Below are 22,461 nucleotides of genomic sequence, written 5' to 3' on the forward strand. Positions count from 1 at the left end.
GCGAAGGTCAACTTTTCAACTGCCACTTCGCGCAGTTGGGTTGACCTTCACGCTCCGCTGGGTCGCGCCGCACCGGACCTCACGCTCTGATCTCGAACCGCCACAGCGAGTACCCGTACGTTGACTGCCGCTTGCGCCCCTGCATGCGCACATGCCGGGCCCGCACCGCCTCTTGCAGTTCCACGGTGTCCTCCCCTGCGGTGGTCCGCCCGCGCCGCTCGACGACGGTCCGCCAGGCGTTCCCGTCGTCGGACACCTGAACGTCGTAGTCCTTCCCTGCGGCGGCCTCCCAGTCCAGCAGCACCCGCCGGAAGGCCTGCACGGACCCCAGGTCCACCGAAATCCACTCCCCGTCGGTGTACTTGGACGCCCACCGGGTCCCGGGGTCCCCGTCGGTGGCCAGCTCGGCACCCAAGTAGTCGACCTCCGCCGAGGACGCGGTGGTCGCCCTCCCACGTGCCAGATCGGGTACGTCGAAGACCTGCACGGACCACAGGGTGAACCGCACCGGCCGCCCGTCCCGCCCGCGCACCCGTACGTACCGCGCGTCGGCGGCGTCGAAGCTCAGCTCGTCGCGGCCGGGGGCCCGCCGGTCCCGCCGTTCGGCGACCTTCGCCCACTTCTTCGCGTCCGCCGAGACCTCGATGTCGTACGAACGCCCGTACTCCTGGCCCCAGTCGAGCCGTACCCGCCCGACCCCGCGCACCTTGCCCAGGTCCAGGGCCAGCCACGGTTCGCGCTCGTGGCGGCTGCTCCAGCGGGTCACCGGGCTGCCGTCACAGGCTGCGCCCGGCTTCGTACCGTACGCACTCGACGACGCGAACGCCGTTGCCCCGAGGGAGAGTTGGTCGGGTTCGGCGAGCGTGGGGCCGACGACCGTGAGGCCGGGGCCGAGCGCGCCGCGCCGCATGGAGGTGGTGAAGGTGCCGTACGGGACTCCGGCGGCGGCCCCGCTCCACATCTTCTGGGCGAGGATGCCGAAGGTCTTCTCGATCAGCCCGTGGACGTCCTTCTCGGTGTACGTGGCGTGCACGAGGTCGTTCCAGACGGCGGACATGGCGCCGCGCAGGACGGGGTCGAAGGGCGCGAGGCTCTCCTTGCCGGGGAAGACGTGCGGCTCCCAACTGTCGTACAGGTACCGCCCGTCGAGGCCGAGCGGGTGGTAGTACGTCGCGAACGGCACCACGTACAACAGCCCGTCATTGGTGTTGACGATGTCGGTGTAGCCGTCCTTCTTGGCGGCCTGCGGGCCGTACCAGCCGTTGTTCCAGCTGTGGATCGTGACCTGCTTGTCGTAGGCGGCGGGCTCCTTGGTGAGCCGGGTCAGGCTGCCCCAGGCGCGCGGCCGCTTCTTCCACGTGTCGCGGAGGTGGGCGGCCATCCCGTTGAAGTACGCCCGGTAGTGGGACTCGGGGCCGGTGTACTCGTCCGCCCCGTAATGCACTTCCGGGCTGCGGAACCATGGCGTGAACTCGTCGAAGACCTCCTTCATGAAGGTGAGCGTCGCCGGATTCCCCAGATCCAGATGGTCGCTGTTGGGTCCGCCGAGACCGATGTCGGGCCGGAAGCGCACGAAGGAGCGCGAGTGCGCGGGCGCGTCGATCTCAGGCGTGAGCCGGACCGCGTGCGCGGCGGCGACGTCCTCGAAGGAGTCCCAGTCCCGGCGGTCGTACGACCCGTCCTTCGCGGCGAGCCCGTCCCACTTGCTCTTCTCGCTCCGCAGCCGGAAGGCGTCGTACGCCTTCGACCAGTCCCCGCCGGGTGCGGTGATCTCGTTGTCGTTCAGGTGGAGTTGGAGCTCATTGAGCTTGAACCAGCCCATGATGCGCAGGTAGTCGCGGATGAACCCGGGCGTGAAGAAGCGCCGGCCGACGTCGAGCATGAAGCCGCGGAGGCGGTAGTTGGGCCAGTCGTGGGCGGTGCCGACGGGGATGCGGGTGCGGCGGTCGTCCTGGAGGAGGATCTGGAGGAGGGACCGCGTCCCGTAGAAGACGCCCCGGTATCCGGGCCCGGTGATGCTCAACCCTCTCTCGGTGGCCGCCAGTTCGTAGCCCTCCGCCCTGTACAGCTCCCCGCCCTTCGCGTGTACGGCGCGGGGGTCGACCCGCAGGGCGATGTCGCCGCGCCGGGCGTTGCCGCGCCGGGGCACGGCGAGGCGGACGCCGGTGACCTCGGCGATCTCCTCGGTCAAGGTTCGTGCCAGGGCGAGGAGTTGGTGGTCGGCCCGCCCCTCCACCACCACCCGGGTGTCGTCGTCGATCCGGTACGTGCCGGCCCCGCCGGCCCACTCCTGGAGGGCCGGAATCACGACGGGCCGGGCATTGGTGCCGTCCGCAGCCAGCACGGGCTCGGTGAGCGGCGGGGCGGGCTCGGCGGCGTAGGCCGAGGCGGAGAAGGGGAAGACGGTGGCGGCGGTGGCCACGGTGGCGGCGGCGACGAGGGCGCGGCGCGAGAAGCGGGTCTGGGGCTCTTTGCTCATGCGGGGTCCTCCTGAGGACGTCCATGACGTACGAGCGATGAGTGACGCGATCTGATCCACAGTGGTCTATACCGGTACCCGAACCGTTACCACAAGGACTTTGCGCGCCCCGCCCTTGGACCCCCGTGCACGCCCCGCCCCTCCCTTGGCACCCCGTGCACGCCTGGCCCCGCCCGTGCACGCCGGAGCGGCGGCACCCCCGCACAGGGTGCCGCCGCTCCGTATCGGGCCGAGCCCGTCGCCAGGGGTGAGGGTGGGGGTGGTGCAGTCCCGGCGACGGGATCGGTGGTCTTGCGGGAAGGTCGCGCGTCAGCGGCTGTCGCTGCCCGTCGACTGGGCCGCCGCCCGGCCCGCTTCCAGGCGGGCGACCGGGATGCGGAAGGGCGAGCAGGACACGTAGTCGAGACCCACCTCGTGGAAGAAGTGGACGGACTCCGGGTCGCCGCCGTGCTCGCCGCACACGCCCAGCTTCAGGTCGGGGCGGGTCTTGCGGCCGGCCTCGACGGCCTGTCGTACGAGGGAGCCGACGCCGTCCTTGTCGATGGTCTCGAACGGGGAGACCCCGAAGATGCCCTTCTCCAGGTACGCCGTGAAGAAGGAGGCCTCCACGTCGTCGCGGGAGAAGCCCCAGACCGTCTGGGTCAGGTCGTTGGTGCCGAAGGAGAAGAACTCCGCCGCCTCCGCGATCTGACCGGCCGTGATGGCCGCACGCGGCAGCTCGATCATCGTGCCGAGCGCCAGCTTGAGGTCTATCCCCGTCGCCGCCTGGACCTCGGCGATGACCGCCTCGGCCTCCTCGCGGACGATCTCCAGCTCCTGGACGGTGCCGACGAGCGGAATCATGATCTCGGCGCGCGGGTCGCCCTTGGCGTTGCGGCGCTCGGCCGCGGCCTCGGCGATGGCCCGCACCTGCATGGTGAACAGACCCGGGATGACCAGGCCGAGGCGTACGCCGCGCAGGCCCAGCATGGGGTTCTGCTCGTGCAGCCGGTGGACGGCCTGGAGGAGACGCAGGTCGTTCTCGTTGGCGTCCTTGCGGGACTCGGCGAGCGCGACGCGGACCGACAGCTCGGTGATGTCGGGCAGGAACTCGTGCAACGGCGGGTCGAGGAGACGGACGGTGACCGGCAGGCCGTCCATGGCCTCGAAAAGCTCTATGAAGTCCTGCTTCTGGAGCGGGAGAAGGTCCTTGAGGGCCTCTTCACGCTCGTCGTCCGTGTCGGCGAGGATCAGCTTCTCGACCATCTCGCGGCGCTCACCGAGGAACATGTGCTCGGTGCGGCACAGGCCGATGCCCTGCGCCCCGAAGCGCCGCGCCCGCAGCGCGTCCTCGGCGTTGTCCGCGTTGGCGCGCACCCGCAGCCGGCGGCGGCGGTCCGCGTACGCCATGATCCGGTGCACGGCCTCGACCAGCTCGTCGGCGTCGTCGGCGCCCGCGTGCATCCGGCCCTCGAAGTACTCGACGACCGGGGACGGGACGACCGGGACCTCGCCCAGGTAGACCTTGCCGGAGGAGCCGTCGATGGAGACGACGTCGCCCTCCTCGACCACCGTGTCGCCGACCGTGAGGCGGCGGCGCTTGGTGTCGACCTCGATCTCCTCCGCGCCGCAGACACAGGTCTTGCCCATGCCGCGCGCCACGACCGCCGCGTGCGAGGTCTTGCCGCCACGGCTGGTGAGGATGCCCTCGGCGGCGATCATGCCGTCCAGGTCGTCGGGGTTGGTCTCGCGGCGGATCAGGATGACCTTCTCGCCGGAGCGCGACCACTTGACGGCCGTGTACGAGTCGAAGACCGCCTTGCCGACCGCCGCACCCGGCGAGGCGGCGATGCCGCGCCCCAGGAGCTGCGTCTTGGCGTCCTCGTCGAAGCGGGGGAACATCAGCTGCGCGAGCTGCGCGCCGTTGACCCGCTGCAGCGCCTCGGCCTCGTCGATCAGGCCCTGGTCCACGAGCTGGGTGGCGATGCGGAAGGCCGCACCCGCCGTGCGCTTGCCGACGCGGGTCTGGAGCATCCACAGCTGACCGCGCTCGATCGTGAACTCGATGTCGCAGAGGTCCTTGTAGTGGGTCTCCAGCGTCTCCATGATCTGCATCAGCTGGTCGTACGACGCCTTGTCGATCGACTCCAGGTCGGCGAGCGGGACGGTGTTGCGGATGCCCGCGACGACGTCCTCGCCCTGCGCGTTCTGGAGGTAGTCGCCGTACACGCCCTGGTGGCCGGAGGCCGGGTCGCGGGTGAAGGCGACGCCCGTGCCGGAGTCCGGGCCGAGGTTGCCGAAGACCATCGAGCAGACGTTGACGGCCGTGCCGAGGTCGCCCGGGATGCGCTCCTGGCGGCGGTAGAGCTTGGCGCGGTCGGTGTTCCACGAGTCGAAGACCGCGTTGATCGCGAGGTCCATCTGCTCGCGCGGGTCCTGCGGGAAGTCCCGGCCGGCCTCGTCGGAGACGATCTTCTTGAACTTCTTGACCAGCTTCTTGAGGTCGGCGGCCTCCAGGTCGGTGTCGACCTTGACCTTCTTGGCCGTCTTGGCCTCTTCGAGGGCGTCCTCGAAGAGTTCGCCGTCCACGCCGAGGACGGTCTTGCCGAACATCTGGATCAGGCGCCGGTAGGAATCCCACGCGAAGCGCTCGTCGCCGCCGACCTGCCCCGCGAGGCCGGTGACGGAGTCGTCGGAGAGGCCGATGTTGAGGACCGTGTCCATCATGCCGGGCATCGAGAACTTCGCGCCGGAGCGGACCGAGACGAGGAGCGGGTTGTCGGCCTGGCCGAGCTTCTTGCCCATCTTCGTCTCGAGGGCGTCCAGGTGGGCGCTGACCTCGTCGCGCAGCTCCTTGGGAGCGTCACCGCTGTCGAGGTAGACCTTGCAGGCCTCGGTCGTGATCGTGAACCCCGGAGGCACCGGCAGACCCAGGTTGGTCATCTCGGCGAGGTTGGCGCCCTTGCCACCGAGAAGGTCCTTGAGGTCCTTGTTGCCCTCGGTGAAGTCGTAGACGAACTTCTGCTGTCCGTTGTTCTCGACTACGTGGGGTTCTTTGTTTTCCGACACGGTCTCGGCTCCTCGAAGACGCGTTGGCTGCCCTGACGGCGAGGAACATACCCAGATCGAAGGTGTCTGGGTACGTCCACTCAACCGTCATACGGCTTTAACCACCCGTCCGCCAGCAGATCGAAAGTGCTCCGGGCTTCAAGTGCCCACACGGTCTGCCTTCGAGTCTTGAACACAAGATCACGGAGGGGAGTCGGAGAATCCTTCACCTTCGACTCTGCGTCACACATGATCTCGGATATTGAAAAAAGAAAGGGTGGCACTGGGTGCCACCCTTTGAAAAATGCAGTACGGCGCTCGACGCTCATCTGAGCGACTACACCATCAGGCGTGGCGAGAATCACTCACCCGTACGCTCATCAGAGCACCCCGAATCTCACCCTCCGGACGTGTCCAGCTCCGCCTCGTCACTGATCCCGGCGCAGTCGTACGGGTCCTTCAACCAGCCATCAGGCAGCACAACCCGCCCATTTCCGGACGTACGCCCCCGAGGCCCATCGGCACCCTCGGGCCACGGCTGGTCCAGATCCAGCTCGCTCAGATGAGCGTCCATTTCGGCGAGAGAAGACGCCACGGCGAGCTTTTTGCGCATCTCGCCGCCCGTCGAGAAGCCCTTCAGGTACCAGGCCACGTGCTTCCGGAAGTCGATGACACCCCGTGCCTCGTCCCCGATCCACTCGCCGAGCAGCTCCGCGTGCCGCCGCATCACCACCGCGACCTCCCGCAGCGTGGGCGTCGCCCGCTCCTCGCGGCCCTCGAAGCCCGCCACCAGGTCGCCGAACAGCCACGGCCGCCCGAGGCAGCCACGGCCCACGACCACGCCGTCACAGCCGGTCTCGCGGACCATCCGCAGCGCGTCGTCCGCCGACCAGATGTCGCCGTTGCCCAGCACCGGGATCTCCGGCACGTGCTCCTTCAGGCGTGCGATGGCGTCCCAGTCGGCGGTGCCGCCGTAGTGCTGGGCGGCCGTGCGGCCGTGCAGGGCGATCGCGGTGACGCCCTCCTCGACGGCGATGCGGCCGGCGTCCAGGAAGGTGATGTGGTCGTCGTCGATGCCCTTGCGCATCTTCATCGTCACGGGCAGGTCGCCCGCGTTGCTCACGGCCTCGTGCAGGATCGCGCGCAGCAGCGGCCGCTTGTACGGCAGCGCCGAGCCGCCGCCCTTGCGGGTCACCTTGGGCACCGGGCAGCCGAAGTTCAGGTCGATGTGGTCGGCGAGGTCCTCGTCCACGATCATGCGGACCGCCTTGCCGACGGTGACCGGGTCGACTCCGTACAGCTGGATGGAGCGCGGCTGCTCGCTCGCGTCGAAGCGGATGAGCTGCATCGTCTTCTCGTTGCGCTCGACCAGCGCCCGCGTCGTGATCATCTCGCTCACGAACAGCCCCTTTCCGCCGGAGAACTCACGGCAGAGGGTCCGGAAGGGGGCGTTCGTGATGCCTGCCATGGGCGCGAGCACCACGGGCGGCTGCACGACATGGGGGCCGATGTTGAGCGAGGTCATTACCTCATTGTCGCCCACGCCCCGCACCCGATCGAGCGGTTTCTTTAGTTATCCGTACTATCGAAAGATGTCCGTCGCCACTTCGCCGCAGCTCTCCCACCGCCGCCGGATGCTGGTCCTCGGCATCTGCTGCATGAGCCTGCTGATCGTCAGCCTCGACAACACGGCGCTCAACGTCGCCCTGCCCTCCATGCAGCGCGAGCTGGACGCGAGCGTGGCCGGGATGCAGTGGACCATCGACGCGTACACGCTCGTCCTCGCCTCGCTGCTGATGCTCGCCGGGTCGACGGCCGACCGGATCGGGCGGCGCAAGGTGTTCATGGCGGGCCTGGTGCTGTTCACGCTGGGCTCGCTGCTGTGCTCGCTGGCCCCCAACCTCGCATCGCTCGTCGCCTTCCGCGCCGTCCAGGCGATCGGCGGCTCGATGCTCAACCCGGTCGCGATGTCGATCATCACCAACACCTTCACCGACCCGCGCGAACGCGCCCGCGCCATCGGCGTCTGGGGCGGCGTGGTCGGCATATCCATGGCCGCCGGTCCCCTGATCGGCGGCCTGCTCGTCGACTCGGTGGGCTGGCGGTCGATCTTCTGGGTCAACCTCCCGGTCGGCCTCGCGGCCCTGCTGCTGACTCTCCGGTACGTTCCCGAGTCGCGCGCCCCCAAGGCCCGCAAGGCCGACCCGGTGGGCCAACTCCTGGTGATCGCGCTGCTCGCCTCGCTGACGTACGCGATCATCGAGGCCCCGGAGGCGGGCTGGGGCTCGCCGCTCACGCTGTCGCTGGCCGGGGTCGCGGTGCTCGCGCTCGTCGCCCTGGTGCTGTACGAGCCCCGGCGGGCCGAGCCGCTGATCGACCTGCGGTTCTTCCGGAGCGCTCCGTTCAGCGGTGCCACGGTCATTGCGATCTGCGCGTTCGCCTCGCTGGCCGGGTTCCTCTTCCTCAACACCCTGTACCTCCAGAACGTACGCGGGCTGTCCGCCCTGCACGCCGGGCTGTACATGCTGCCCATGGCCGCCATGACCTTCGTCTGCGCACCGCTGTCCGGGCGGCTGGTCGGAACGCGCGGGCCCCGGCTCTCCCTGCTCATCGCGGGGACGGCGATGACGGCGAGCGCGGTGCTGTTCGCGGGCTTCAAGGCGGAGACGAACACGGCGCTGATGTTCACCGGGTACGTGCTCTTCGGCATCGGCTTCGGCGTGGTCAACGCGCCGATCACCAACACGGCGGTCTCCGGGATGCCGCGCGCCCAGGCCGGGGTCGCGGCCGCCGTCGCCTCCACCAGCCGCCAGGTGGGCTCCACCCTCGGGGTCGCCGTGATCGGGGCGGTGATCGCGGCGGGGGTCAGCGGGACCTCGTCCGCCGACGGCTTCGTGGAAGCGGCCGTCCCGGCGTGGTGGGTGATCGCCGGGTGCGGGCTTGCCGTGCTCCTCGTCGGGGCGCTGACCAGCGGGAAGTGGGCCAAGGGAACGGCGCTGCGGACGGCCGGGCGGCTGGCGGAGCCGGCGGTTCAGGAGGCGTCGCCCGCCAGGGCGTGAAGGCGCTCCAGCCGCTCGCGGGTCTGAGCGTCGACCGGCGGATAGCTCACCAGGCGGGGGCCGCTGGTGGGGCCGTTGCCGGGGCTCAGCCAGAGGTTGACGTGCTCGACGTGGAGCAGGCCGACCTCGCTGTTGCGCAGGAACTTGGTGTGGCTGGTGTGTTCGACGACCTCGTGCCGGTCCCACAGCTCGCAGAACTCCGCCGACTCGGTCCGCAGCCGGTTCAGCAGCGCCTTCCAGGCGGGCTCGGCCAGATGGCCGGCCATCGAGGCACGGAATTTGGCGGCCATCGCCCGGGTGACCCGGGGCAGGTCGTCCATGGACGCGCGCCACTGGTCGTTGGTGAAGGCCAGCAGCATGGAGTTGCGGTCCTCGCGGGCCAGCGCGTCGAGGTCGCAGAGCAGCCGGGCGTACGAGCGGTTGTACGCGAGGATGTCGTACCGGCTGTTCTGCACGCACGCCGGGATCGGGTCCAGCTGCCGCAGCAGCGCCTGGTAGGCCGGGGTGACCGTCGGGCAGGGCCCGTTGGGGGCGGGGTCCGGGGTACCGGCGAGCGCGAAGAGGTGCGAGCGCTCGACCCGGTCCATGCGCAGGGCGCGCGCGATGGCGTCCAGGACCTGCGGCGAGACCTGGATGTCGCGGGCCTGCTCCAGCCACGTGTACCAGGTCACCCCGACCGCTGCGAGCTGCGCGACCTCCTCGCGGCGCAGCCCGGGGGTGCGGCGGCGGGCGCCCCGGACCAGGCCGACCTGCTCGGGGGTGATGCGCTCGCGGCGGCTGCGCAGGAAGGCGGCGAGTTCGGCGCGGCGGGCGTCGGGGGCGGGGTGCGCCACCGGCTGCGCAGGCTGCGCAGGAACCGTCGGCCGCGTGCGAGCCTGTGCCATCGTCGTCATGCCCCCAGCATCGCGGTCGGCCGGCGGTCCCGGAAGCCCGGTGCCGGGTAGTGCCAGTACCAGGATAAGGAGACTCTGGTACCAGGCTCCGGGGCTGCGGACAGTGGCTTCCGTGACCACAACGACCACGCTCTCCCCGACGTCCGCTCCCCCTTCCGCTTCCGCCTCCCTGCCGGTGCCGCCGGTGCTCGGGCCTCTCGGGCTGTTCACGGTGCTGCTCGGAGCGGCGCTCCCTCTGATCGACTTCTTCATCGTCAACGTCGCCCTGCCGACCATCGACCACGAACTCGCCGCGGGCCCGGCCGTGCTGGAGCTGATCGTCGCCGGGTACGGGGTGGCATACGCCGTGCTGCTCGTGCTCGGCGGGCGGCTCGGCGACATGTTCGGCCGCCGCAGGCTGTTCCTGTGGGGCATGGCCGCGTTCGGCGTCACCTCCCTGGCCTGCGGGCTCGCCCCCGACGCGTGGACGCTCGTCGCGGCGCGGATCGCCCAGGGGGCGGCGTCCGCCCTGATGCTGCCGCAGGTGCTGGCCACCATCCAGGCGTCGACGGCGGGGGCCCGCCGGGCGAAGGCGATGGGACTGTACGGGGCGACGGCGGGCCTCGCCGCGGTCGCCGGGCAGATACTGGGCGGCCTCCTCGTCGCCGCCGACCTGGCCGGTACGGGCTGGCGGTCGGTGTTCCTGGTGAACGTGCCCGTGGTGGTCGTCGGACTGCTGCTCGCGGGGCGCGCGGTGCCGGAGAGCCGCTCGGAGCGGCCCGCGCCCGTCGACGTACCCGGAACGCTGCTCCTGGCCCTGTCCCTGTGCACGCTGCTGGTGCCGCTGACCGAGGGCCGGGCGGCGGGGTGGCCGCTGTGGACGTGGCTGTCGCTTGGGGCTTTCCCCTTCGTGGCGCTGGCCTTCTTGCTGGTGGAGCGGCGGGCGGACCGGGCCGGGCGGGTGCCGCTGGTGCCGCCGAGCCTGTTCGCGGTGGCGTCGATGCGGCGGGGGCTGCCGCCGATCGTGCCGTTCTCGGTGAACTTCGGCGGGTACATGTTCGTGCTCGCGGTGGCCCTGCAGCAGGGGCTCGGCAAGGGGGCGGTGGCGGCCGGGGCCACGCTGGTGCCGATGGCGCTGGCGTACTTCGGGGCGTCGCTGGCCGGGCCGAGGCTGATCGGCCGGTGGGGCGGGCGGGTCGCGGTGGCCGGGTCGGTCATCCAGGGGGTCGGCTTCGTGGTGCTGCTGGTGACGGTGTGGCGGGGGTGGCCGGACCTGGGGTTCTTCACGCTGCTTCCGGCGATGGTGCTGACGGGGCTGGGGCAGGGGCTCCAGCTGCCGGTGCTGATGCGGATCGTCCTGTCGGACGTGCCGGCGGAGCGGGCGGGCGTGGGCAGCGGCGTCATGATCACCGCCCAGCAGGCGTCGCTGGCGCTGGGGGTGGCGACGCTGGGGACGCTCTTCATGGGGCTGGCTTCGGCGGTGGGGATGCGGGAGGCGCTGGTGTGGACGGCGGTGGCGCACTTGGGGCTGGCGGGGGTGACGGGGGCACTTGGGCTGCGGTTGCCACGGCTGGTGGGCTGAACCTCCTTGGGCGGAGCCCCTTTCCGCCGCCCCCTTCCTCCTTCCCCGTAGCCCCCTTGGGCGGCGGGGCCCCCCCGGGGGCGGGACGGGCGGGCAAGGGGGCGGCCCCTCCCGCTCCCGGCCCGCCCCGGTACCGGCCCCTGCCCGCACCCCCGATACCGGGTGCGCGCGGCCCCGGGGCCCTCGGGGCGCCTCCCGGTGCCGGGTGCGTGAAGCTCCGGCCCGCTGGGCCAAGGAGGCCCCAGCCCCGCCCCTTCACCTAAAGCGCTCGGCCGCGCGGCTGGGTGGGGGGCTGGGCGCGCAGTTCCCCGCGCCCCTGAAGGGGCGCGGAAAGGGGGCGTCCCGCAAGGGATGGGCGGTTCCGCGCGGCGGTAGTCGCACAGCCCCGCGCCCCTGAAGGGGCGCGTCCGCGCATGCGAGTGGGCCCGCACCGATACCCCGGTGCGGGCCCACTCGGACACTGGTCAGCTCTGGTCGGTGTCCTCGGCCGGCTGCACGGGAGCAGCCTTCTCGCGCATCTTGGCGAGCAGCTCGGCCTTCTTCTCCGCCGCCGTCGCCCGGTCCGCGTTGCGGTGCGGGCCGTTGTTGGCGCGCTCGGCGCGCGACTGGCGCTTGCGCTGGCCGCCGCCCTGGCCCACGGGGTTGTTGATGTTCTTGCTGGTGGTCATGGGAGTTCTCCCGAAGTGGTCTGAAGTGATCTACGGATGCGTCGGTGGGGGGACGGGCGCAGCGGGGCCCGTCGCGCTCTCACTCGTAAATCGGCGTCTGGAAGAACATGACCATGACGGTACCCGGTCCCGGCGAGCCCGTGCACCAGAATTTGCCGCCGTCAGCCGCTGCCCTTAAGGAAGCGCAGGACGGCCAGGACACGGCGGTGGTCGGCGTCCGCGCGGGGCAGGTCCAGCTTGGCGAGGATGGAGTTGATGTGCTTGGCGACCGCGCTCTCGCTGAGCACGAGCTGGGCGGCGATGCCCGCGTTGGAGCGGCCCTCGGCCATGGAGGCGAGGACTTCGCGTTCGCGTTCGGTGAGGCGGTCCAGGGGGTCGCTGCCCCGGCGGACCAGGAGCTGGGCGACGACCTGGGGGTCGAGGGCCGTGCCCCCGTCGGCGACCCGGCGCAGGGCCTCGATGAACTCCTCGACGTCCGCGACCCGTTGCTTGAGGAGGTAGCCGATCCCGGAGGTGTGCCGGGCGAGCAGTTCCGCCGCGTACCGCTCCTCGACGTACTGGGAGAGCATGAGGACGGCCGTCTCGGGCCATCTCTCGCGCAGGGTGAGGGCAGCGCGGATGCCCTCGTCGGTGAAGGACGGGGGCATCCGGACGTCGACGACCGCCAGGTCCGGGCGATGTTCCTCGACGGCCACCAGCAAGCCGTCCGCGTCGTCGCACTCGGCGACGACGTCGAAGCCCGCCATGTCGAGGATCTTCACGACCCCCATGCGGAGGAGGACGGAGTCCTCGGCTATCACTGCGCGGCGGCGCTGCACGGCAACTCCACGGTCATCACGGTCGGTCCCCCGGTGGGGCTGCTCAGGCGGAACGTGCCGTCGACGGAGGACACCCGCTGCGCGAGGCCGCGCAGTCCGGTGCCGCCCGCGAGGTCGGCACCGCCCGTTCCGTCGTCGGTGACGATCACCCGCAGTATCTCCCCGAGCCGGGTCACGGTCACCTCCGCCCTGGTCGCGCGGGCGTGCTTGGCGACGTTGGTGAGGGCTTCGGAGACGACGAAGTAGGCGACCGCCTCGACGGCGGGTTCGGGGCGGGCGGGGATGTCCGCGCGCAGCCGTACGGGGAAGGGGGCACGGGCGGCGAGGCCCGACAGGGCGGCGTCCAGGCCGAGTTCGTCCAGGACGGACGGGTGCAGGCCGCGCACCAGGTTGTTCAGCTCCTCGATGGCTTCCTTCGCCGCCCGGTGGGCCTCGTCGATGACCTGCTGCGCCTCGGGCGGCAGGTCCTTCAGCGTCGCCTTCGCGATGCCCAGGTTGAGGGCCATGGAGACCAGGTGCTGCTGGGCGCCGTCGTGCAGGTCCCGTTCGATGCGCCGCCGTTCGGCGTCCGCCGCGTCCACCGCTCCGGCCCGGCTCTCGGTGAGGTCGGACACCCGCTGCTTGAGGGCCTCGGCCTTGTCGTCGCGCAACAGGGCCGGGGCGATGCGCTGTTCCAGCCGTACGAGGGCCGCGGCCGCCGGGGGCACGGCGAAGAGCGCTCCGACCCCTGCCGCCATGACGAACGCCGACCAGGTGGTGTAGTTCTGGTGCGCCTGCCGGAAGCCCATCGGCAGCAGCCATTCCCACGCGTACACGGTCGTCCCGGCGACGGCGAGCAACAGCAGTGCCAGCACCGCGAGTTCGAGCACGGCCAGGCACGGCCCCACCAGCCAGTGGTACGCGAACTGCCGCCGCGCCACCGCGAACCGCAGCCGGGGTATCTCCCTCCCGCACAGCTCCCGGAACCGCCACCGCTGCGCCCCGGTGAGCCCGAACCCGGCGACCAGGATCAGCGCGAGGGCCACCGGCAGGACGTACGGCGCCGCGTCCGAGCTTCCGTCCAGGAGCCCGACCAGCTGCGTCGTCGCCCACAGGAACAGCGGCGCGGTGAGCAGGTGCAGCGGCACCCCCGAGGCCACGAAGGCGAGGTCGCGCCGCAGCCGGGTGCGGGAGCGGGCCCAGCGGGACCGCCGCTCGGGTCCCGCCCGGGACAGCAGCTGTGCGAGCGGCCCGGGGGCGCCCTGGGTCAGGAGGTTCATGATCCGACGGTAGACGGTGGGTCTGACAGCCCGACAGGAAGCCTGTTGCCGTGCGGGGGTGCAACTGGTGCCACCCCAGGTCGGCAAGCAGCATTCCTGACCCGGGCCCCCGAAATCCGGAGTGTGGATCACGAGACAGAGAGCCCGGCAGCCGGGCCCCGCCACCCCCGGAAGGACCCCGTCCCGCCATGGCCCTCCTCGCCCTCGACTCCCCCGTACCGACGGCCCTCTGGCAGGGCAGGCTCCTCACCCTCGCCGGGCTCGCACTGCTCCCGTGGATGGGTTACCTGGCCGCGACCCTGCCGCCCGCCGAGGCCGCCGCCTGGATAGCCCTCGACTCGCTGGAGGCCGTCTGTCTCCTCGCCGCCGGTGCGCGCCGGAGCACCGGTCGCCCCGCCCGCCTGCCCGCCGCCGGAGCCGCCCTGCTCCTCACCGCCGACGCCTGCGTCGACCTGCTCACCTCCGCGCCCGGCACGGAACTCGCCGCCGCCCTCGCCATGGCGCTGTGCGCGGAACTCCCGCTGGCCGCACTCTGCGCCGCCCTGGCACGCCGGAGCCCCCGGCCGCGTACCGCAGCGACCGGGGGCTCAGCAACGTACAAGCGGATCAGCAGCCGATGAGGCGGACCGCCAGGTACTCCTGGATCATGTCGAGGGAGACACGCTCCTGCTTCATGGTGTCGCGCTCGCGCACGGTCACCGCGTTGTCGTCCAGGGTGTCGAAGTCGACCGTCACGCAGAACGGCGTGCCGATCTCGTCCTGGCGGCGGTAGCGGCGGCCGATGGCGCCCGCGTCGTCGAACTCGATGTTCCAGTTCTTGCGCAGGTCCGCGGCGAGGCCCTTGGCCTTCGGCGAGAGCTGCGGGTTGCGGGAGAGCGGCAGGACGGCGACCTTGACCGGGGCCAGGCGCGGGTCGAGGCCCATGACGACGCGCTTCTCCATGACGCCCTTGGCGTTGGGGGCCTCGTCCTCGCGGTAGGCGTCCAGCATGAAGGCGAGCATCGCGCGGTTGACACCGGCCGCCGGCTCGATGACGTACGGCGTCCAGCGCTCGTTGGCCTCCTGGTCGAAGTAGACCAGGTCGTGGCCCGAGGCCTTGGAGTGCGCCTTCAGGTCGTAGTCCGTGCGGTTCGCGACGCCTTCGAGCTCGGAGAACTCCGTGCCGCCGAAGTTGAAGCGGTACTCGATGTCGGCGGTGCGCTTGGAGTAGTGCGAGAGCTTCTCGGCCGGGTGCTCGAACCAGCGGATGTTCTCGGGGTTGATGCCGAGGTCCAGGTACCAGTTCCAGCGCTGCTCCATCCAGTATTCCTGCCACTGCTCGTCCTCGCCCGGCTTGACGAAGAACTCCATCTCCATCTGCTCGAACTCGCGCGTGCGGAAGATGAAGTTGCCGGGCGTGATCTCGTTGCGGAAGGACTTGCCCATCTGGGCGATGCCGAACGGCGGCTTCCGGCGCGAGGTCTGCAGCACCTGGGCGAAGTTGGTGAAGATGCCCTGCGCGGTCTCCGGGCGCAGGTACGCCTTCGAGCCGGTGTCCTGGGTCGGGCCGAGGTGCGTCTCCAGCATGCCGGAGAACTGCTTGGGCTCGGTGAACTGGCCCTTGGTGCCGCAGTTGGGGCAGTTGATGTCCGCCAGGCCGTTCTCGGGGGCGCGGCCGTGGTGCTTGGCCTCGTACGCCTCGATCAGGTGGTCGGCGCGGTGGCGCTTGTGGCAGGCGGTGCACTCGGTGAGCGGGTCGGAGAAGGTCGCGACGTGGCCCGACGCCTCCCACACCTCGGGGGCCAGGATGACCGACGAGTCGATACCGACCACGTCTTCGCGCGCGATGACCATCGCGCGCCACCACTGACGCTTGATGTTCTCCTTGAGCTCGACACCCAGCGGACCGTAGTCCCAGGCGGCCTTGGAGCCGCCGTAGATCTCACTGCTCGGGTAAACGAAGCCACGGCGCTTGCTCAGGCTGACGATGGTCTCGATCTTGTCGGCGGCCACGGTGCTCTCTTCATTACGACGACGAAGGTGTGTGTCCCCGCCGGTGCGCGCTGCTCCCCCGCGCGGCCCCCCTGCACGGCCACGACCCGGCACGGCCCGGCGAATGCTTCAGGTTACCGGCGTGCGGGGGCCCCGGATCAAATCGGTATGCGGTACAGAGCGGACAACCACACTATTGACAATCGTTTCCACTTTTGTTGAAAATGAGTGTCATGAACGTACGACGCCTCATACCCGCGACCGCCACCGCCGCCGCCGTCTCCCTGGGACTGGTCACGCTGTCCGCCTGCGGAGGCTCCTCCTCCGCCGCCGACGGCAAGAGCGGCGAGAACGGCAGGCTGAACGTGATCGCGTCGTTCTACCCGATGCAGTACCTGGCCGAGCAGATAGGCGGCGACAAGGTCGCCGTCACCACGCTGACCAAGCCGGGCGTCGAGCCGCACGACCTGGAGCTCAAGCCCAAGCAGACCGCCCAGCTCGGCGAGGCGGACCTGATCCTCTACCTCGGCGGCCTGCAGCCCGCCGTCGACGAGGCCGTGAAGCAGTCCGGGGCCAAGGCCACCGTCGACGCCGCGACCCTGACGAAGATGGAGACGCACGGCACCGAGGCCGGCGGCCACGAGCACGGCGAGGAAGAGGCCGGGCACGAGGGCCACGACCACGGTCACGACCACGCCGAGGGCGGCACCGACCCGCACGTCTGGCTGGATCCCGTGAAGTACGCGGAGATCGCCAAGGGCGTCGAGAAGTCCCTCGCGAAGGCCGACCCGGCGAACGCCGCGACGTACAAGAAGAACAGCGAGACACTGGTCACGAAGCTGGACGGCCTGAATACGGCCTTCCAGAACGGCCTGAAGAACACCTCCACCAAGACCTTCATCACCACCCACGCCGCCTTCGGCTACCTCGCCGAGCGGTACGGCCTGGAGCAGGAGGGCATCAGCGGCGTCGCCCCGGAGTCGGAGCCCAGCCCCGCCCGGATCAAGCAGCTCCAGAAGATCGCCAAGGAGGACAAGGTCACCACTGTCTTCTTCGAGACGCTGGTCAGCGACAAGACGGCGAACACCCTCGCCAAGGACACCGGCCTGAAGACGGACGTCCTTGACCCCCTGGAGGGCATCACCGACAAGTCCAAGGGCTCCACCTACATCGAGGTCATGCAGTCCAACCTCGAAGCGCTGAAGAAGGCGCTCGGCGCCAAGTAATGCCACTCCCAGCAGCCCCGGAGGCGCGAACCGTGCACAACGACGCCGTCATATCCCTGAGCGCGGCCACCGCCGTGCTCGGCTCGCGCCCCGTGCTGCGCGGGATCGACCTCGCCGTGCAGCGCGGCGAGGTCGTCGCCCTGCTCGGCGCCAACGGCTCGGGCAAGTCCACCGCCGTACGCTCCGTGATCGGGCAGGTGCCCCTCACCGGCGGCTCGGTCGAGCTGTTCGGGACGCCGCTGAAGCGCTTCAAGCAGTGGGCGCGGGTCGGTTACGTCCCCCAGCGCACGACGGCCGCGGGCGGTGTGCCCGCGACGATCCGCGAGGTCGTCTCCTCCGGGCGGCTCTCCCGCACCCGGCTCGGCCTGATGTCGAAGACCGACAAGGCGGCCGTCGAGAAGGCCATCGCGCTGGTCGGGCTCGCCGACCGGGCCAAGGACTCGGTGAGCGCCCTGTCCGGCGGCCAGCACCAGCGGGTGCTGATCGCGCGGGCGCTGGCCTCCGAGCCCGAGCTGCTGATCATGGACGAGCCGATGGCCGGCGTGGACCTCGCCAGCCAGGAGATCCTCGCCGCGACCCTGCGCGAGCAGGTCGCCGCCGGGGTGTCCGTGCTGCTGGTCCTGCACGAGCTGGGCCCCCTGGAGCCGCTCATCGACCGCACCGTCGTCCTGCGCGACGGCCTGGTGACGTACGACGGCCCGGTGACCGCCGGCGAGGCGCTGCCCGGCCACGACCCGCACCACCTGACCAAGGAGGACTGCCACCCGCATGCGGCCCCGGCAGCGGCCTCCCCCGTACCGACGGGACTGCTGACCTGATGCTGACCGACATCCTCTCCACCGCCTTCATGCAGCGGGCCCTGATCGCCGCCGTCCTGGTCGGCATCACCGCGCCCGCCATCGGCATCTACCTGGTGCAGCGCCGCCAGTCCCTGATGGGCGACGGCATCGGCCACGTGGCGATGACCGGTGTCGGCCTCGGCTTCCTGATGCAGACGAGCCCCGTGTGGACGGCCACCGTCGTCGCCATCGCGGGCGCGGTGATCATGGAGCTGATCCGCTGGTACGGCAAGACCCGCGGCGACATCGCGCTCGCGATGCTCTTCTACGGCGGCATGGCGGGCGGTGTGCTGCTGATCAACCTGGCGCCGACCGGCTCCAACGCCAATCTGTCCTCGTACCTCTTCGGATCGCTCTCCACGGTCTCGCAGGAGGACGTGACGGCGATCGTGCTGCTCGCCGCCTTCGTGGTGGCGGTGACGATCGGGCTGCGGCGGCAGCTGTTCGCGGTCAGCCAGGACGAGGAGTTCGCGCGGGTCACCGGGCTGCCGGTGCGGGCGCTGAACCTGCTGGTCGCGGTGACGGCGGCGGTGACCGTGACGGTCGCCATGCGGGTCGTGGGCCTGCTGCTGGTCAGCGCGCTGATGGTGGTGCCGGTGGCGGCCGCGCAGCAGATCTCGCGCAGCTTCACGGTCACCTTCGTACTGGCGGTCGCCGTCGGTACGGTCGTGACGCTCGCCGGGACGGTGGCCTCGTACCAGTACGACGTGCCGCCGGGCGCGACCATCGTGCTGCTGGCCATCGCGGTCTTCGTCGCACTGACACTTCTGGCCACACCCCTGGCACGGCGCCGGGCCCGCGCGGGACACTCGAAGGGGCAGGACAACGCCGTGGCACCCGTGGCGGCGAAGGTCTGAAACGGGGCGCGGCGGCGCTCCTGGCACAATGGCCCGACGTATGTACTCGCGTAATGGGCAACCTGAGGAGGCACCTGTGACGACGGCGCCGAGCGGTGCGACCGCGACGACGAACACCGCACCGGTGAAGGGCCGCTCCACCCGGCAGCGGACCGCCGTGGCGGCGGCGCTGGACGAGGTGGACGAGTTCCGCAGCGCGCAGGAACTCCACGACATGCTCAAGCACAAGGGCGACTCGGTGGGCCTGACCACGGTCTACCGCACGCTCCAGTCGCTGGCCGACGCCGGCGAGGTGGACGTGCTGCGCACCAGTGAGGGCGAGTCGGTCTACCGGCGCTGCTCGACGGGCGACCACCACCATCACCTGGTGTGCCGGATGTGCGGCAAGGCGGTCGAGGTCGAGGGCCCGGCGGTCGAGTCGTGGGCGGAGTCCATCGCCGCGCAGCACGGGTACGTGAACGTGGCGCACACGGTGGAGATCTTCGGCACCTGCGCGGAGTGCGCCGCCGCCTGATCCCGCTCTTTCCGAACGCCTCAACTCCCTTGCGGGGTTGGGGCGTTCGGCATGTTTCGGCCAACCCGTACGGAGTGCTGCGCGCACTCCTGACAGATATTCAGCTTCCGTGGCACGCTGCCTCACGCACACCGATTTCCGCACCGCTCCCCCTCTTCGCAGAAGGAGTCAGCGTGAGACGTCGTCCCCACAGTGCAATCTTCGGCCTGGCGGCTGCCACGGCCGCCGTGCTCGTCACCGGCGCGGTCCCCGCCTCCGCCGCCGACACCGCCTCCCCCACCCTCTCTACCCTCTCCGCCGAGCAGAAGGTACGGAACTTCTGGACGCCGGAGCGGATGCGTACGGCCGAGCCGCTCGACCTGTTGCAGGCGGCACCCGGGAAGATCCGCCCGGCGAAGGCCGGCGGCCCCACGACCTCCGTGCCCGCCACCACGTCCACGAAGGCCTTCCCGCAGAAGGGCGGCGCCTGGACCGGCGGCGGGGCGGTGGTGAAGACCTCCGGCCGCGTGTTCTTCACGTACCAGGGCCGGACCGCCTCCTGCTCGGGCAACTCCGTCACCAGCCAGAACAAGTCGACCGTCGTGACGGCCGGGCACTGCGTGAAGCTGGACGGCGCCTGGCACACCAACTGGGTGTTCGTGCCCGCGTACAACGACGGCGCGACCCCGTACGGGACGTGGACCGCCGCGAAGACCTCCGCCACCGACCAGTGGGCGGCCAGCGAGGACATGAACTACGACGTCGGTCTCGCCGTGGTGAACCCGCTCAACGGGCAGAAGCTGTCCGACGTGGTCGGCGCGCAGGGCCTCCAGTTCAACGGCGGCTACAACAAGCCGATGTACGCGTTCGGCTTCCCGGCGGCCGCCCCGTACGACGGCAAGAAGCTCATCTACTGCTCCGGGAACACCACGAAGGACTTCCTGCTCACCAAGGACCACAGCCTCGCCTGCGACATGACGGGCGGCTCCAGCGGCGGTCCCTGGTTCAACTCCTTCAACGAGTCGACGGGCACGGGCCTTCAGGCGTCCGTGAACAGCTTCGGCTACACCTTCCTGCCGGGCAGGATGTACGGCCCGTACTTCGGCAACGAGGTGAAGGCGGCGTACGACAAGGCCCAGGCGAGCTAGCCGGGCGGGGCGGGGGCACACACCGGCCCCCGCCCTCACGCCGGCTTCGGCGGCAGCCGCACCACGGAGACGAAGAAGTCGTCGATCTGGCGGACGGCGGTGATGAACTGCTCCAGGTCGACCGGCTTGGTGACGTAGGCGTTGGCGTGGAGTTTGTAGCTGCGCAGGATGTCCTCCTCGGCGGCGGAGGTGGTGAGGACGACCACCGGGATGTGCGCGAGCTCGTCGTCCTGCTTGATCCGCTCCAGGACCTGCTTCCCGTCGTACTTGGGGAGGTTGAGGTCCAGCAGGATGAGGTCCGGGCGCACCGCGTTCGCGTGCGCGCCCTCCCGGTAGAGGAAGTCGAAGGCCTCCTGGCCGTCCCGGACGACATGCAGGGTGTTGTGGATCTTGTTGTCGGCGAACGCCTCCCGGGTCATCAGCTCGTCGCCCGGGTCGTCCTCGACGAGGAGCACTTCGATGGGGGTGGCGGGACTGTTCATGTACGCGCTCCTGCTTGTGCGGAATGGGTCGTGGCGGAGGCGGTGGTGGCCGTGGACTCCCCCGCCGCCGGCAGCCTGAAACGCACGAGGGTTCCCGGGGCCGCCCCCTCCAGACGGATGCTGCCCCCGTAGTACTCGACGATCTTCCGGCAGAGGGCGAGGCCGATGCCGGTGCCCGCGTACTCCTCGCGCGAGTGCAGCCGCTGGAAGAGGACAAAAACCTTCTCGGCGAATTCCTCCGCCACTCCGATGCCGTTGTCGCGGACGGTGAACTCCCATTCCCGGCCGACCCGTTCGCAGTCGACGACCACCCGTACGGGCTGCCGCCGGGGGTGACGGAACTTGATCGCGTTGCCGACGAGGTTCTGCCAGAGCATGGTGAAGGAGGTCGGGTCGCCGGTCACCACGGGGAGTCGGCTGCGTACGACGAGGTCCGCGCCGGACTCCTCGACGGCCGCCGCGAGATTGACCAGCGCCCGGTCCAGGGCGTCACCCATGCCGACGGCGACCGGGGCGGCGTCCAGGCGGCCCACCCGGGAGAAGGTCAGCAGGTCGTTGATGAGGGTCTGCATGCGTTTCGCGCCGTCGACGGCGAAGGCGATGTACTGCTTGCCGCGGTCGTCCACGATCTCCCCGTACCGCTTCTCCAGGAGCTGGCAGAAGGAGGCGACCTTGCGCAGGGGTTCCTGGAGGTCGTGCGAGGCGACGTAGGCGAACTGCTCCAACTCGGCGTTGGAGCGGCTCAGTTCGAGGGTCTGCGCCTCCAGTTCACGAGTCTGTGCCTCCAGTTCACGAGCTTGGGCCTCCAGGTCGGCGGCCTGCCGGGCGAGCTGCGTCTCCCGCTGCATGGCCTCGGCCAGCTCGCCCGCGATGCGCCGGCGCATCCGGTCCACCGAGCCGCCCACGGCCCGTACGTCCGAGGGCCCCGGCACGGCGATCCGCCGGTCGAAGTCGCCGCCCGCGACCTGGTCTGCGGCGGCCCGCAGGGCGGCCAGCGGGCGCACCACCATGCGGCTGAGCAGCAGCGCGAGCAGCAGTCCCGTGGTGGCGATCACCCCGAGCATGACGACGAACGTGACGTCGCGCAGGGTGCGCAGCCGGGCGATCTCGGCGCGGGCGGCGAGCCGCGCCTGGTCCATGTGCTGCTCCTGGACGCGCAGGAGGCCGCGCAGTTCGCCGAAGGACTTCTTGCTGGCCTCCACCCGCTGCTGTACGTCGGCGGCGCGCGCCCCGCCCCGGATGGCGGCGATCAACGGCTCGGCCTGCGTCCTGCGCCACTCGGCGGCCTTCTCGCGCACGGCGTCGAGGTCGGCGCCGAAGTGGCCGCCGGAGCCCAGCAGGGCGGCGACCTCGCGGAGTTGGCGGGGTTCGTCGCGGACCCCGGCGGAGTAGGGGTCGAGGAAGGAGTCGTTGCCGCTGAGCGCGTAGCCGCGCACTCCGGTCTCCTGGTCGAGGAGGGAGCGCTGGAGGAGGAGGCTGGCGGAGCGGCCGGGCTGGAGGTGGTCGACGAGTTCGGCATTGCGGTCGTTGGTGCGGCCGAGCAGGCTGGCGCCGACTCCGGCGCAGACCGCCAGCAGCACGGCCATGGTCACCAGGACGAGGCGGATCCAGCCGCGTACGGAGAGCCTGCCGGTGCGGGAGCGCAGGGCGCAGCCGACGCGTCCGCCGGGGCGTCCGCCGG

At 70.7% G+C, this 22,461-nt stretch carries 18 protein-coding genes; 8 read left to right on the plus strand and 10 right to left on the minus strand.

All coding sequences use genetic code 11. The features are described from left to right. Nucleotides 1-79: 79 nt before the first annotated feature. The 3 genes from IE269_RS36575 to dusB form a co-directional block, all read right to left on the minus strand. Nucleotides 80-2,479, minus strand: a complete 2,400-nt coding sequence (locus IE269_RS36575) for a discoidin domain-containing protein (protein WP_189827610.1) — start codon at nt 2,477-2,479, stop codon at nt 80-82. A gap of 309 nt (nt 2,480-2,788) precedes the next feature. Continuing rightward, nucleotides 2,789-5,527 carry a pyruvate, phosphate dikinase gene (gene ppdK / locus IE269_RS36580; protein WP_189827611.1) on the minus strand — a complete coding sequence of 913 codons (2,739 nt, stop codon included), beginning with the start codon at nt 5,525-5,527 and terminating at the stop codon, nt 2,789-2,791. Nucleotides 5,528-5,903: 376 nt separating this feature from the next. After that, nucleotides 5,904-7,031: a tRNA dihydrouridine synthase DusB gene (dusB, locus tag IE269_RS36585; protein ID WP_189827612.1), complete on the minus strand. Its 1,128-nt coding sequence runs from the start codon at nt 7,029-7,031 to the stop codon at nt 5,904-5,906. A 67-nt stretch (nt 7,032-7,098) separates the two neighbouring features. Between dusB and IE269_RS36590 the strand changes: the two genes are divergently transcribed. Continuing rightward, complete coding sequence (locus tag IE269_RS36590; protein ID WP_229898511.1) at nt 7,099-8,565, plus strand: MFS transporter; 1,467 nt, start codon at nt 7,099-7,101, stop codon at nt 8,563-8,565. Here IE269_RS36590 and IE269_RS36595 read toward each other — a convergent pair. After that, on the minus strand, nt 8,538-9,458 hold the full coding sequence (locus IE269_RS36595; protein ID WP_189827613.1) for a helix-turn-helix transcriptional regulator: 921 nt from the start codon (nt 9,456-9,458) through the stop codon (nt 8,538-8,540). The two genes, IE269_RS36590 and IE269_RS36595, sit on opposite strands and share 28 nt — an antisense overlap. Nucleotides 9,459-9,570: 112 nt before the next feature. On the opposite strand from IE269_RS36595, the gene IE269_RS36600 reads away from it, so the two are divergent. Beyond that, nucleotides 9,571-11,019, plus strand: a complete 1,449-nt coding sequence (locus tag IE269_RS36600; protein ID WP_229898510.1) for an MFS transporter — start codon at nt 9,571-9,573, stop codon at nt 11,017-11,019. A 464-nt stretch (nt 11,020-11,483) separates the two neighbouring features. On the opposite strand, the gene IE269_RS36605 is transcribed toward IE269_RS36600, so the two are convergent. The 3 genes from IE269_RS36605 to IE269_RS36615 form a co-directional block, all read right to left on the minus strand. Continuing rightward, on the minus strand, nt 11,484-11,687 hold the full coding sequence (locus tag IE269_RS36605) for a DUF6243 family protein (RefSeq protein WP_189827615.1): 204 nt from the start codon (nt 11,685-11,687) through the stop codon (nt 11,484-11,486). Between the two features lie 161 nt (nt 11,688-11,848). Continuing rightward, nucleotides 11,849-12,487 carry a response regulator gene (locus IE269_RS36610; protein WP_189827693.1) on the minus strand — a complete coding sequence of 213 codons (639 nt, stop codon included), beginning with the start codon at nt 12,485-12,487 and terminating at the stop codon, nt 11,849-11,851. After that, nucleotides 12,484-13,764, minus strand: a complete 1,281-nt coding sequence (locus IE269_RS36615; protein WP_189827616.1) for a sensor histidine kinase — start codon at nt 13,762-13,764, stop codon at nt 12,484-12,486. The genes IE269_RS36610 and IE269_RS36615 overlap by 4 nt, the downstream gene beginning before the upstream one ends. Nucleotides 13,765-13,952: 188 nt before the next feature. Between IE269_RS36615 and IE269_RS36620 the strand changes: the two genes are divergently transcribed. After that, nucleotides 13,953-14,384 carry a hypothetical protein gene (locus IE269_RS36620; protein ID WP_189827617.1) on the plus strand — a complete coding sequence of 144 codons (432 nt, stop codon included), beginning with the start codon at nt 13,953-13,955 and terminating at the stop codon, nt 14,382-14,384. On the opposite strand, the gene IE269_RS36625 is transcribed toward IE269_RS36620, so the two are convergent. Next, nucleotides 14,371-15,756: a glycine--tRNA ligase gene (locus IE269_RS36625; protein ID WP_189827618.1), complete on the minus strand. Its 1,386-nt coding sequence runs from the start codon at nt 15,754-15,756 to the stop codon at nt 14,371-14,373. The two genes, IE269_RS36620 and IE269_RS36625, sit on opposite strands and share 14 nt — an antisense overlap. A gap of 212 nt (nt 15,757-15,968) precedes the next feature. Here IE269_RS36625 and IE269_RS36630 point away from each other — a divergent pair, with 212 nt between their 5' ends. The 5 genes from IE269_RS36630 (at nt 15,969) to IE269_RS36650 (ending at nt 20,298) form a co-directional block, all read left to right on the plus strand. Next, a complete protein-coding gene (locus IE269_RS36630; protein WP_189827619.1) occupies nt 15,969-16,961 on the plus strand; it encodes a metal ABC transporter substrate-binding protein in 993 nt (330 codons plus the stop codon). After that, nucleotides 16,961-17,779 carry a metal ABC transporter ATP-binding protein gene (locus IE269_RS36635; RefSeq protein ID WP_189827620.1) on the plus strand — a complete coding sequence of 273 codons (819 nt, stop codon included), beginning with the start codon at nt 16,961-16,963 and terminating at the stop codon, nt 17,777-17,779. The genes IE269_RS36630 and IE269_RS36635 overlap by 1 nt, the downstream gene beginning before the upstream one ends. Then, nucleotides 17,779-18,657: a metal ABC transporter permease gene (locus IE269_RS36640; protein WP_189827621.1), complete on the plus strand. Its 879-nt coding sequence runs from the start codon at nt 17,779-17,781 to the stop codon at nt 18,655-18,657. The genes IE269_RS36635 and IE269_RS36640 overlap by 1 nt, the downstream gene beginning before the upstream one ends. 76 nt (nt 18,658-18,733) lie before the next feature. After that, on the plus strand, nt 18,734-19,171 hold the full coding sequence (locus tag IE269_RS36645; RefSeq protein ID WP_189827622.1) for a Fur family transcriptional regulator: 438 nt from the start codon (nt 18,734-18,736) through the stop codon (nt 19,169-19,171). A gap of 173 nt (nt 19,172-19,344) precedes the next feature. Then, nucleotides 19,345-20,298 (plus strand): trypsin-like serine peptidase, encoded by a 954-nt coding sequence (locus IE269_RS36650; protein ID WP_438817670.1) that lies wholly within the window; start codon nt 19,345-19,347, stop codon nt 20,296-20,298. Between the two features lie 35 nt (nt 20,299-20,333). Here the strand turns inward: IE269_RS36650 and IE269_RS36655 are convergent, their stop codons facing one another. Both IE269_RS36655 and IE269_RS36660 read right to left on the minus strand, forming a co-directional pair. Beyond that, a complete protein-coding gene (locus tag IE269_RS36655; RefSeq protein WP_189827623.1) occupies nt 20,334-20,780 on the minus strand; it encodes a response regulator in 447 nt (148 codons plus the stop codon). Beyond that, nucleotides 20,777-22,366 (minus strand): sensor histidine kinase, encoded by a 1,590-nt coding sequence (locus IE269_RS36660; protein ID WP_189827695.1) that lies wholly within the window; start codon nt 22,364-22,366, stop codon nt 20,777-20,779. The genes IE269_RS36655 and IE269_RS36660 overlap by 4 nt, the downstream gene beginning before the upstream one ends. Nucleotides 22,367-22,461: the final 95 nt, after the last annotated feature.

The sequence above is a fragment of the Streptomyces spiroverticillatus genome (assembly GCA_014650415.1).
GTDB classification, from domain to species: domain Bacteria; phylum Actinomycetota; class Actinomycetes; order Streptomycetales; family Streptomycetaceae; genus Streptomyces; species Streptomyces spiroverticillatus.